Here is a 10,965-nt window from a genome sequence, read left to right as displayed (position 1 = left end):
GTGCTGGGCATCGTGCTCGCGTCCCTCGTGTTCGCGGCGCTCGTCGCCGTCTGCGTGCTGGCGGCGCTCGACGTCCTTGCCCTGCCCGCCCTTGTCGTCGCCGCGCTCCTGCTGACGGCGTCCAGCGCGGCTGGCTTCGTCGTCGGCTCCTCGCTCTCGCAGGAGACGACGACCAACCACCCGATGCCGTCGAGCCGCGCGGGCGGCTACTACCTGGCCACCGGGCTCACGGTCCTCGCGCTGCTCCTGGCCGTCTTCGTGCTGCTCGGGGCGTTCGACCCGTGGATGTATGTCGTCGCGGGGGCCGCCCTCGTCGTGGGCGGCGTCCTGTTCACGATGCTCGGCGTCACGCAGACCAACCGGAAGAAGGCGTGGGTGCGGGACGTCGCGCGGGCCCACGCCTCCGGGCACCACTTCGACCGCTTCGACCACGACCCGGCCGCTGCCGCGCGGTTCGGCGTCTACACGGTCGTCATCTGGCTGGCGGCGTTCGTCGTGTTCGTCGTCCTCGGCCTCACCGTCGGCTGGGCGTGGTCCTGGCTGACTTTCGTCGTCGCCCTCGCGGTGATGATGCTCGTCCTCGCCCGGATGCTCTTCCGGTCGACGGAGGAGCAGCAGAAGCAGTAGCAGCAGAACGGTCCCGGGCGACTGCCATCGCCCGGGACCGGTGGCTCGGGTCCGGTGCGCGACCGCACCACGAGACGCACTCCCACCCTAGGGCGTGCACCGGACCCTCCGACCCCTGGACCATCCAGCAAGGAGGAAGCATGTCCACCCCGACCCTGTCGGCGCCGGCGATCGAGGTCGCCGGCCTGACCAAGACCTACGGCTCCGGCCGCACCGCCGGTCGAGGCGCACGCACCGTGCGCGCGCTCGACGGCCTCGACCTCGCCGCCGCCCCAGGCAGCGTGCTGGGGCTGCTCGGCCCGAACGGCGCCGGCAAGTCCACCACCGTGAAGATCCTCGCGACCCTCTCGGCCCCGGACGGCGGGACCGCGCGCGTCGCGGGCCACGACGTCGTGCGCGACCCGGCCGCCGTCCGGCGCGCCATCGGCTACGTCGCGCAGCGTCCCGTCACCGACCCGATGGGCACGGGCCGCGAGAACCTCGTCCTGGCCGGCCGGCTGCAGGGCCTCGGCGCCCGCGACGCCCGGTCGCGGGCCGGCGAGCTGCTCGAGCGGTTCGGCGTCGCGCACGCCGCCGACCGGCTGGTGAAGACCTGGTCCGGCGGGATGGCGCGCAAGCTAGACGTCGCCGTCGGTCTCGTGCACCGGCCGCAGGTGCTGTTCCTCGACGAGCCCACCACGGGCCTCGACCCCGAGGCGCGCGCCGCGATGTGGGCCGAGATCGAGCGCATGGCGGCCGGTGACGGCATGACGATCCTGCTCACCACCCACTACCTCGACGAGGCCGACCGCCTCGCCGACCGGGTCGTCATCGTGGACGCGGGCCGCGTCGTCACCGCGGGCACCCCCGACGCGCTGAAGGACGAGCTGCGCGGCGACGGCGTCACCGTCGAGCTCGACGACGTCGCGGCCGCGGCCGCCGCCGCACCGGTCGCCGCGCGCGTGCCCGGCGTCGTCGACGTCGCCCCCGACGGGCGGACGCTGCGCGCACGGGCCGACGCGGGGGCCACGGCGCTCCCGGCGCTGCTCGCGGCGCTCGACGCCGCGGGCGTCGACGTGCGGGCGGCGGGTCTGTCCCGGCCCACGCTCGACGACGTCTACCTGCGGCACACCGGCCGCAGCCTGGAGGCGGCCCACCGGGCCGCGAGCGGGACCGCCGGCAGCGCCGGCGCCGAGGCCACGGAGGTGGTGGCATGAGCACCGCGACGATCGACCCGACCACGACGCGCCGTCCGGCCCGCCGCACGAGCGCTCTGACCCAGGCCGCGCTCCTCACGGGGCGGCAGGCCCGGCAAGGCGTGCGCATCCCCGTCTTCATGGTGATGAACCTGCTGCAGCCGATGATCTGGCTGCTGCTGTTCGGGCAGCTCTTCCGGTCCGTCATCGAGATCCCCGGGTTCGCCGGGGGAGCGGACGTCAGCTACCTCGAGTACCTCACGCCGGGCGTCGTCATGATGACGGCGATGGGCGGCGCGGCCTGGGCGGGCACCACGTTCGTGCAGGACATGGACCGCGGCGTCATGGATCGCTTCCTCGCCTCGCCGACCAGCCGCGGCGCGCTGCTGTCCGCGTCGATGGCCTGGTACGCGCTGCTCGGCTGCGCGCAGGCGCTGGTCGTCGTGGGTGTCGCGTGGCTCGGCGGGGCGCGGTTCCCGGGCGGCTGGGCCGGCGTGCTCGTCATGCTGGTCGCCGTCGCGCTGCTGAGCTGCCTGTTCGCGGCGCTGTCGGGGGCGGTCGCCCTGCTCACGCGGCAGCAGGAGGCGCTGATCGGCGTCTCGCAGCTGCTGACGATCCCGCTGATGTTCCTCTCGTCGGCGGTGATGGACCCGGGCCTCGCGCCGGACTGGATCGCCACCGCCGCGCGGTACAACCCGTTCGACTGGGCGGTGGTCGTGGCCCGGGACGCGCTCCAGGGCTTTGCCGACCCCGGCACCCTGTGGCTGCACCTGGGCCTGCTCGCCGCCGCCGTCGCGGTCATGGGCGCGCTCGCGTCGTCGGCGTTCCGCGCCTACCGCCGCGCCATCTGACGCCGAGGCAGCACGAGATCCGCCGAGGTAGTGCGACCTCGGCGGATCTCGAAATACCTCGGCGTGGGCTTCCCTGTTCCGCGACCCTGCGGGACGGTACGGTCGTCGGTCATGGAGGTCTCCGTCAGCGCGCTGCGCGCCGAGCTCAAGTCGTGGATCGAGAAGGCGCGGGCGGGCGAGGAGGTCGTCATCACCGAGCGGGGGGTGCCGGTCGCCCGCCTGTCGGGGGTGCAGACCGCCGACCTCGTCGCCGGGCTGGTGCGCGACGGCCTGCTCACGCCCGCCGCGACCGAGCGGCCGGTGCACGCGGTGCCCGACGACGACGCCGTCGCGCGGCCGGCCCCGCGCCCCGCGGCACGGCCGGCGTCGCGCATGTCCGACCTCGTGCGGCGCATCCGGCGCTGACGCCGTTCCCGCCCCGCCCGACCGCCGTCACGGAGAACGGAGCAGGATGGCCCTCGTCTACTTCGACGCCAGCGCGCTGGTGAAGCTGTGCGTGCACGAGCCCGGCTCGGCGCTGGCGAGCGCACTGTGGAACCGCGCCGACGTCGTCGTCTCGTCGCGCATCGCCGACGCCGAGGTGCGGGCCGCGCTCGCCGCCGGCGAGCGGGCCGGCGTCCTCGACCCGCTCGCGCGCCGGCGCGGGACGGCGATCTGGGACGAGCTGAGCGTCGGGCTGCACACGCTCGAGGTGACGCCCGAGGTCTCCGAGCGCGCGGCCGAGCTGGTCGCGTCGTGCCCCGTGCCGCTGCGCGGCGCCGACGCCCTGCACGTGGCGAGCGCGCTCGCCGTCGCGCACGAGGACACCGTCGTCGCGGCGTGGGACGAGCACGTCGCGGGCGCCGCCCGCTCCCGGCGCCTCCGCGTCCTCCCGTAGGCTCGGCGGGTGATCTCCGCCGCCTTCGGATCCTTCCAGTACATCGTGCTCGTCGTGCTCGCCGTCGTGGTGTTCGTCGTGCAGCTCGTCGCGTTCCTCGACGCCGCCCGCCGGCCGGCCAACGCCTACGTGTCCGAGGGGAAGCTGAAGAAGAACATCTGGCTGATCATCCTCGGCATCGCGGCCCTCATCGGGCTGTTCGGGCTGCCGCCGATGCTCATGACGGCCGGGTCGTTCTTCAACGTCATCGCCGTGACGCCCGCGATCATCTACTGGGTCGACGTGCGCCCGCGGATCCTGCCCTACGGCACGGGCGGGGGGCGTCGTCCTCAGGGCCCGACGGGCGGCTGGTGACGTGGTCGAGGTGACGACGCCGGGCCCGAGCGCGCCCGTGGCGCGTGGCGCGGCCCCGCTGGCCGAGGTCGTGCGGGGGGACCTCGTGGAGTCGGTGCACCTGGGGCACCTGGTGGTGCTGGGCCCGGACGGCGTCGTCCGGCTCGCCCTGGGCGACCCGACGACGACGATCTGGCCGCGCTCGTCGGTCAAGCCGCTGCAGGCCGTGGCCATGCTGCGCTCCGGCCTCGACCTGCCGGACCGCCTCCTGGCGCTCGCGGCCGCCAGCCACAGCGGTGCCCCGGAGCACCTGGCCGGGGTCCGCGAGATCCTCGCCGGCGCCGGGCTCGACGAGTCCGCGCTGCGCAACGCGCCCGACCTGCCGCTGGGCCGCGCGGAGGCGCTCGCCTGGCAGGAGGCCGGGCACGGCCCGGAGCAGATCGCGCAGAACTGCTCGGGCAAGCACGCCGCGATGCTCGCGACCTGCGTCGCGGCCGGCTGGGACGCCGCGACCTACCTCGACGTCGACCACCCGCTGCAGCGCGCGGTGCGCGAGGCCGTCGTCGGGCTGACGGGCGACCCGGACCCGCACGTCACCGTCGACGGCTGCGGCGCGCCGCTGTTCTCCACGAGCGTGCTCGGGCTGGCCCGCTCGTTCGGCCGGCTCGCGTCGGCGGCCGCCGACGGCACCTCCGCCGACGGCGGGCGGATCGCGCGCGCGATGGCGCGGCACCCCGAGATGGTGGCGGGCCGCGGGCGCGAGGACACCCTCGTCATGACCGCCGTGCCCGGCGCGATCGCCAAGATCGGCGCGGACGGCGTGTGCGCGGCGGGCCTGCCCGACGGGTCGGCGGTGGCTTTCAAGATCCTCGACGGCGGCGACCGGCCGCGCCCGGCCATCCTCGCCGCGGCGATGCGCGCGGCGGGGGCGGCCGGCGTCGCGGGGGCGGACGCCGCCGCGCTCGACGCCGTCGGCGTCACGCCGGTGCTGGGCGGTGGCGCCCCGGTCGGTGCGGTGCGCCCGGCCTTCGTGGCGGACGTCGCATGAGGGCCGTGCTGCAGCGCGTGTCGAGCGCGTCCGTCACGGTCGCCGGCGAGGTGGTGGGCGCGATCGACCGGCCCGGCCTGCTCGCGCTGGTCGGCGTGACGCACGACGACGGCGCCGCCGAGGTGGCGACCGTCGCCCGCAAGATCGCGGAGCTGCGGATCCTGCGCGACGAGCGCTCCGTGACGGACGCGGGCGCGCCGGTGCTGGTGGTCAGCCAGTTCACCCTGTACGGGGACGCGCGCAAGGGCCGCCGGCCCACCTGGAACGCGGCTGCACCCGGCCCGGTGGCGGAGCCGCTGGTGGACGCGGTCGTGGCCGACCTGCGGTCGCGCGGCCTCGAGGTGGCCACCGGGAGGTTCGGCGCGGACATGGATGTCGCCCTGGTGAACGACGGCCCCGTGACGATATTGGTGGAGACCTGACAAATCGCTGACCTGCGTCTTCGCGCAATTCTCGGGGCGATGCGGCAGAGTGGTGCCGCCGAGCACCGAGGCCCGGCACGAGACGGGAGGCCGACGATGACCTCGATCCGCGACACTGCGCCGCCCTGGCAGTCCCCGTCCGGCGCGCGTGCGCGCCCGGTCGCGCCGCAGGTCGTGCGACGGGTCTCGGAGCTCGTCGGCGCCGACCCCGAGGCCCTCGCCCAGACGCTCGGCCTGCTCACCCCCCACCAGCTCGCCGGCGTCGCCGCGCTGCCCGACCCGCTCCCCGTGACGGCCGCGGTGCGGGCGGCCGCCCTCGACGGGACCGCCGGCGCGCTCGACCCCGAGGACCGGCACCTGCTGCTGACTGCCGGGGTGCTCGTCCTGGACCGCGTCGACGTCCTGCTCGGCGCGACCGGCGCTCCCGTCGAACGACTGCTCGCGCCGCCGCTGGCCGGGCACCTCCAGCTCGCCGACGGCCGGTTCCGGGTCGCGGACCCGAGGCTGCGCGCCGTCGTGCACGAGGACGCCGACCTCACCGAGCGCACGGCCGTGCACGCCGCCCTGGCGACCGAGCTGGAGCGGGTGGGCGAGCCCGGCGCGGCGCGGTGGCACGCCGCGCTCGCCACCCTCGCCGGCGACCCGGCCCTGGCCGACGGCCTGGTGCGCCTCGCCCGGCAGCGGCTGGGGCAGGGGTGCGCGGTCGCGGCGCACGCGATCGCGCGCGAGGCGGCCAGCCACGGCACCGGAGACGTGCGGGCGCGGGCGTTCCTCGTCGCGGGGCGCGCGGCGCTGCTCGCCGGGCACCTGCGCGACGCCGCCGGGTGGCTCGAGCGGGTCGCGAGCACCGGGGTGGCGACGGTGCAGGAGGACGCCGAGCGGGCCCGCGACGCGGTGCTCGCGCTGGTCGACGCCCGGCCGCTCGACCGCGCCACGGGAGCATCCGCCCCGCGTCGGGGCCGCACCGCGGCGCTCGACGCGGACGACGACGACCCTCCGGGCGTCCGGCTCGCGCGCCTCGTCGTGCCGGTCGCCCGCGCCACGGTGTCCTCGGCGGACCGCGCCGTGCTCGCCGCCGTGGTCGAGGCACTCGCCCGCCTCGACCGCTACCCCCGCGAGGCCGACGAGGTCCTGGCGCGGGCCGTCGTGACCGCGGTGCCGTACCGCGAGACCGCCGCCTGGGCGGGAGCCGACGGGCTCTCCCCGTTGGCGGAGGCGCACCTGCGGGTGGTGCAGGCGCTGGTGCTCCTGCGCGGCGGCGACGCCGAGCAGGCGGCCCGGGTGCTCGACGACGCCGCGGCGCGGCTGCCGCTGTCGCACGTCGTCGGCGGGCTCGCGGCCGAGGTGGCACGCCGCACCGGGGGCTCCGACACCCTCGCCGCCGGGCTGCGCGCCGTCGGCCCGGACCCGGTGCCCGCGGCGGTCGCCGCCTGCGGCGACCTCGGGTACGTGCGCCCGGCCGCCGTGCCGTCGCTGGTGGTGAGCGCGGTACGGACGTGCCGGGGCGGCCCGGACGGGCTCGCCGACGTGTGGGCGCGCTGGGCGGACGTGCTCACGGCGCGGGAGCTCGACGTCGCGCGCCTCGTCGCGGACGGCCTGGCGAACAAGCAGGTGGCCGACCGGCTGTGCGTGTCCGTGCGCACCGTCGAGGTGCACCTGGGGCGCGTGTTCCGGAAGGTCGGCGTGAGCTCGCGCGCCGAGCTCACCGTGGTCGCGCTGCGGCCCGCGTCGTGACGCCGACCTGACCCGACCTGTCCGTGCACATCAGGAGGGCGGTGTCAGTGGTCGGTGCGACGCCGGCGCGCGACGCCGACGGCGACGCCGCCCGCGGCCACGAGCGCGGCGGCCGCGGCGACCAGCCCGGCGACGCCGGCGCCGGTCTGCGGCAGGAAGCCCGACGCGGGCGGGGCGGCCGCGGGCGGGGCACCGTCCGCGGGCACGGCGGCGGGGACGGTCGTGCCGGGGGTCGGCTCGCCGGGCTCGCCGGGCGGCACCGTGCCGGGCGGGTTGGTCGCGCAGCTCGGCGACGACGGCGGGTAGGCGGCGGTCATGGTGAGCTCGGGGTTCACCTCGAGCTTCACGTCCACGGACGGGCGCACCCAGTCGAACTCGTCGCCCTCCACCCAGACGCCGTTCTCGAGGCGCCAGCCGGGCCAGTCGAGCGGCGCGCCCGACGCGTCCACCACGGCGCCCGGCCACAGGACCCGGCCGCTCATCGGGAGGTCCGCCTGCACGACGTCGTCGCCGCCCGGGTTGAGCCACGTGATGGTCACGGTGGTGTTCTCGGTGCCCGTGGCGGTGACGGCGTAGCGGAGGTAGGGCACGTCGCCGTCGCACTCGGGCTGGAAGATCTGTGCGGTGAGCGTCGGGACCTCGGGCGGCGGGTAGTCCGTGCTGCTCGGGCTGCTGCTCGGGCTGGGCACCGTGTCGGCGAGCGCCGGCGCGGCGGCGGCGACCGCGATCGCGCCGCTCAGGACCAGGCCGACGGCGGCGCCGGCGGCGGTGCGTGCGTGGGCCATCTCGACTCCTCGGGGGCGGTGCTCTCCGTGCTGCCTGGGTGCTGCCCGGGGCCCTCACGCTAGCCGCGCGGGCGTTCCGCGGACCCTGTCTCACCCGGGTGAAACCGCAGGCAGCGGGGCATCTTCACCCGCAGGTCGGGGCCTCGACGTCGAGCAGCCCGCCGGTCGTCGTCGTCGGGGTCGACCAGACCTCCAGCCGGCCGGGCGGCGTGCCGCCCGCGTCGTTCGCCGCGGTGCCCGGCGCCGCCGGCACGACCAGCCGCAGTGTGGTGCTCTCGCCCGGGGCGAGGACGACCGTGACCGTCTGGGTAGGCCGTCCGTGCGTGGTGCGGGCCTCGCCGCCGACGGCGGTCCCGTCGCGCTCGACGCGCGGGGCCTCGGCGTCGCGCGGCCCCGCGACGGTCACGGCAAGGCTGAGGGTGCCCGGCGGACGTGCTCGCCCGGGCAGCCCGGCGACGTACCAGGGCAGCGACGTGGCGGCGTCGGCGGGGGCCGTCGACGCGAGGGTCAGCTCGAGCGTGTCCACCCGCCCGCCCGCCGTGCACTCGCTGTCGACGACCTGCAGCGACGACTCGAGGTAGGCGGACATCTTCCCGGCCACGTGGTCGCCCAGGAACACGCCGACGGCGTCCGCGGCGCGCGGGGCGGCGGCGTACGAGCCGGCGATCAGCGTGCCCTCGAGCCGGGCCTCCTCGGCCGGGTCGGCCGACCAGACGCGGACCCGGTGCTCCCGGGCGGCGCGTTGCAGGCCGGAGAGCAGCGCGCCCGGGGAGACGCTTTCGGACGTCGCGCGGGCGAGGACCGCGGCAGCGGCGTCGGCGAAGAAGCGGTCGGCCGTCTCGGGGTCCAGCACGTCGTAGACGCGCCGCAGCAGCACGTCGACAGCGTTCTCGGCCGTCAGCTCCACGGAGTCGCGGCCCAGGGCCTCCGCCACCGGGCGGGACACGGGCACCCGCACGGGGCCGGTCTCCGCGAGGAGGTGCGAGAGCGCGACGGGGTCGGTCGCGAGGACGCCGTCGACCTGTTCGCCCTGCGCCCGCGCCCACATCTCGGCGGCCAGCGTGGCCGACGTCGGGAAGTCCGGGGTGGCGGTCACGTCCTGCACGAACGTGCCGAGGCGGCCCGTGTAGGCGTCCTCGTCGTCCGCGGACAGGGGGAGCACGGGGGAGCGGAACGGGCCGACCTCGGAGGAGCCCACCTGCCGCACCACCTCGACGCGCCCGTCGTCGACCCGCACCAGGATGAGCGCTCCCGGGATCCCGCCGCCCGGCCGCAGCTCCGCGCTGTTCATGCCCAGGACGAGATAGGTGCGCGGTCCGTCCGCGCCGAGCATCGCCGGCGCGAGCGCGGCCGCGCGGTCGCCGGTCGCGACGGCGCCGGCGAGCTCGTCGACCCGGTCGCGCAGCGACGTGACCGGGTCGACGAGCTGCGGCAGCAGGGCCTCCGGGTCGACCGTGTCGAGCCGGGCACGCGACGCGTCGATCGAGGCCCGCGCCGCGACCATCCCCGGGGCGGCCGACCGCAGGGGGGCGAGGTCGAGCCCGCCGTCCGGGGTGCGGCCCGTGGCGGCCACGGCATCGGCCAGGTCGGCCAGGGCGGGCAGCACGTCGTCGGTCACGTCGTCGAGCACGACGGCGACGTCGACGGCCGCCCCCGCCGACGGGCCGACCACGGGCAAGCGGGCGGCGAGCCACCACAGCGGGCCGTCGGTCGCCTCGCGCGCGATCGTGGTCTGCGCGCGCAGCTCCGCCAGGGCCGGGGAGGAGGCGAGCGTCGCCGGGGCGCCGCCGTCCGCCTCCGACCGGGCGCCGGCGCGCAGCTCCTCCGCCACGGAGGGCACCTCCGCGGCGGCGCGGGTGAGGGCGCCGCGCGCGGCGAGCGCGTCGCGGACCAGGAGCACCGCGCAGACGGCGACGACCAGCAGGGCCGCGACCGTGCCGAGCAGCACCCAGCGCACGGCGCGCCGTCGGCGGGGCGCCGGCGCCGCGGGCTCCGTGCTGGCGGGCGCCGCGCCCGTGTCGACGGTCATGCCCGCACCGTAGGTCCGCCCGAGCCCGGCGGAGGGATGAATCTGCGGGTGATGTCGGCGCGCGCGGGTGCAAGACCAGGGGGCGCGGCGACACAGTCGCGTCGAGGGGTGGCGCGCGCCCTCGCGCGCCCCAGGACCGCAGGAGGCCCGGTGGACCCGGACGAGACGGCGCGTGTCGACGACGACACGGCGTGGTTCGACGACCTCTTCGCCGCGCACGCGGGGGCGGTGCACCGCTACCTCGTGCGGCGCCTGCCCGCGGGCGGCGCGGAGGCGGAGGACCTGGCCGCCGACGTCCTCGCCACCGCCTGGCGCCGCCGGGCGGACGTGCCGCGCGGGGCCGAGCTGCCGTGGCTCTACCGGACGGCCGGGTTCGTGCTGGCCAACCATCGGCGCAAGGCCCGGCCGACGCCCGTCGCGGTCGTGCCGGAGGTGCCCGACGACGTCGACCCGGCGGCGCTCGCCGTCGACGACGACCGCGTGCGCGCGGTCCTCGCGCGCCTCTCGCCGCGCGACCGGCAGGTGCTCCTCCTCGTCGCGTGGGACGGCGTCGGCGGCGAGGGGCTGGCGCAGGTGCTGGGCGTCTCGCGCGGGGGAGCCGACGCTGCGCTGTCCCGCGCGCGGGTGCGGCTGCGCGCCGCGTGGGACGCCGAGGCGGCGGTCGACGACGGGGCGGGCGAGGACGGCGCCGCGGCGCAAGCGGGCGCGCGATGACGACACAGACGGGGTGCGAGACGCCCGCCGGGCCGGCGGGCCGCGGGGCCGGGAGGACAGCATGAGCCGCGACGAGGTACGCGAGGACGGCGACGACGAGGCGTTCGCCCGCCTCCGGGCGGCCGACCCGGCCGCGGGGGCGGGGGCGGTCGGTGCGGGGCTGCGGGCGAAGGTCGACGCCCGGCTGGCCGGTGACGGCGACGCCGCCGCCGCCGACAGGCCGGGGGACGACCTGACCGGTGACGAGGAGGGCGACGAGCTCGCCCCCCGCCGCGGGCGGCGCCGCACGCCGTGGCTGGCCGCCGCGGGCGTCGTGGTGCTCGTGGCGGTGGGAACGGGCGGGTACGCCCTCGGCGGCGCGGCCGCGCCC

At 77.4% G+C, this 10,965-nt stretch carries 13 protein-coding genes; 11 read left to right on the top strand and 2 right to left on the bottom strand.

Going from position 1 to position 10,965, the window contains the following annotated elements; translation table 11 throughout:
* From ACFWEK_RS12810 to ACFWEK_RS12770, 9 genes are all read left to right on the top strand, one after another.
* Positions 1–627, top strand: a 627-nt coding sequence (locus ACFWEK_RS12810; protein WP_430554294.1) for a hypothetical protein, incomplete at its 5' end; no start/stop codon positions are given.
* A gap of 140 nt (positions 628–767) precedes the next feature.
* Positions 768–1,823, top strand: coding sequence for an ABC transporter ATP-binding protein (locus ACFWEK_RS12805; protein ID WP_430554293.1), 1,056 nt, complete (start codon positions 768–770; stop codon positions 1,821–1,823).
* The gene (locus ACFWEK_RS12800; RefSeq protein ID WP_430554292.1) at positions 1,820–2,653 is read left to right on the top strand and encodes an ABC transporter permease; all 834 of its coding nucleotides are present in this window, start codon (positions 1,820–1,822) and stop codon (positions 2,651–2,653) included. Before ACFWEK_RS12805 ends, ACFWEK_RS12800 begins: the two co-directional genes overlap by 4 nt.
* 111 nt (positions 2,654–2,764) lie before the next feature.
* Complete coding sequence (locus ACFWEK_RS12795) at positions 2,765–3,058, top strand: type II toxin-antitoxin system Phd/YefM family antitoxin (RefSeq protein WP_430546126.1); 294 nt, start codon at positions 2,765–2,767, stop codon at positions 3,056–3,058.
* A gap of 46 nt (positions 3,059–3,104) precedes the next feature.
* The gene (locus ACFWEK_RS12790; protein ID WP_430546127.1) at positions 3,105–3,530 is read left to right on the top strand and encodes a type II toxin-antitoxin system VapC family toxin; all 426 of its coding nucleotides are present in this window, start codon (positions 3,105–3,107) and stop codon (positions 3,528–3,530) included.
* Between the two features lie 9 nt (positions 3,531–3,539).
* Positions 3,540–3,884: a DUF2516 family protein gene (locus ACFWEK_RS12785; RefSeq protein WP_430546128.1), complete on the top strand. Its 345-nt coding sequence runs from the start codon at positions 3,540–3,542 to the stop codon at positions 3,882–3,884.
* Between the two features lie 10 nt (positions 3,885–3,894).
* Entirely contained in the window at positions 3,895–4,911 is a 1,017-nt protein-coding gene (locus ACFWEK_RS12780; RefSeq protein ID WP_430546129.1) for an asparaginase, read from the top strand.
* Complete coding sequence (gene dtd, locus ACFWEK_RS12775; protein WP_430546130.1) at positions 4,908–5,333, top strand: D-aminoacyl-tRNA deacylase; 426 nt, start codon at positions 4,908–4,910, stop codon at positions 5,331–5,333. The genes ACFWEK_RS12780 and dtd overlap by 4 nt, the downstream gene beginning before the upstream one ends.
* A gap of 96 nt (positions 5,334–5,429) precedes the next feature.
* On the top strand, positions 5,430–7,067 hold the full coding sequence (locus ACFWEK_RS12770) for a LuxR C-terminal-related transcriptional regulator (RefSeq protein WP_430554291.1): 1,638 nt from the start codon (positions 5,430–5,432) through the stop codon (positions 7,065–7,067).
* A gap of 44 nt (positions 7,068–7,111) precedes the next feature.
* Here ACFWEK_RS12770 and ACFWEK_RS12765 read toward each other — a convergent pair whose 3' ends face one another.
* Positions 7,112–7,852, bottom strand: coding sequence for an LPXTG cell wall anchor domain-containing protein (locus tag ACFWEK_RS12765; RefSeq protein WP_430554290.1), 741 nt, complete (start codon positions 7,850–7,852; stop codon positions 7,112–7,114).
* Positions 7,853–7,976: 124 nt separating this feature from the next.
* Entirely contained in the window at positions 7,977–9,881 is a 1,905-nt protein-coding gene (locus tag ACFWEK_RS12760; RefSeq protein WP_430554289.1) for a DUF4012 domain-containing protein, read from the bottom strand.
* 150 nt (positions 9,882–10,031) lie between these two features.
* Here ACFWEK_RS12760 and ACFWEK_RS12755 point away from each other — a divergent pair, with 150 nt between their 5' ends.
* On the top strand, positions 10,032–10,595 hold the full coding sequence (locus tag ACFWEK_RS12755; protein WP_430546134.1) for an RNA polymerase sigma factor: 564 nt from the start codon (positions 10,032–10,034) through the stop codon (positions 10,593–10,595).
* 61 nt (positions 10,596–10,656) lie between these two features.
* A partial coding sequence (locus ACFWEK_RS12750) for a hypothetical protein (protein WP_430554288.1) occupies positions 10,657–10,965 on the top strand: 309 nt, incomplete at its 3' end.

Source organism: Isoptericola sp. NPDC060257 (assembly GCF_042726645.1).
Taxonomy (GTDB): Bacteria; Actinomycetota; Actinomycetes; order Actinomycetales; family Cellulomonadaceae; genus Isoptericola; species Isoptericola nanjingensis.
The sequence above is the reverse complement of the archived record's forward strand: the minus strand, read 5'-3'. Positions and strand labels throughout refer to the sequence as shown.

What these genes read in the sequence shown, in the direction of transcription:
- ACFWEK_RS12805 (WP_430554293.1), top strand. Translation starts at nt 768, where the DNA reads ATGTCCACCCCGACCCTGTCGGCGCCGGCGATCGAGGTCGCCGGCCTG.
- ACFWEK_RS12800 (WP_430554292.1), top strand. Translation starts at nt 1,820, where the DNA reads ATGAGCACCGCGACGATCGACCCGACCACGACGCGCCGTCCGGCCCGC.
- ACFWEK_RS12765 (WP_430554290.1), bottom strand. Translation starts at nt 7,852, where the DNA reads ATGGCCCACGCACGCACCGCCGCCGGCGCCGCCGTCGGCCTGGTCCTG.
- dtd (WP_430546130.1), top strand. Translation starts at nt 4,908, where the DNA reads ATGAGGGCCGTGCTGCAGCGCGTGTCGAGCGCGTCCGTCACGGTCGCC.
- ACFWEK_RS12770 (WP_430554291.1), top strand. Translation starts at nt 5,430, where the DNA reads ATGACCTCGATCCGCGACACTGCGCCGCCCTGGCAGTCCCCGTCCGGC.
- ACFWEK_RS12795 (WP_430546126.1), top strand. Translation starts at nt 2,765, where the DNA reads ATGGAGGTCTCCGTCAGCGCGCTGCGCGCCGAGCTCAAGTCGTGGATC.
- ACFWEK_RS12760 (WP_430554289.1), bottom strand. Translation starts at nt 9,881, where the DNA reads ATGACCGTCGACACGGGCGCGGCGCCCGCCAGCACGGAGCCCGCGGCG.
- ACFWEK_RS12790 (WP_430546127.1), top strand. Translation starts at nt 3,105, where the DNA reads ATGGCCCTCGTCTACTTCGACGCCAGCGCGCTGGTGAAGCTGTGCGTG.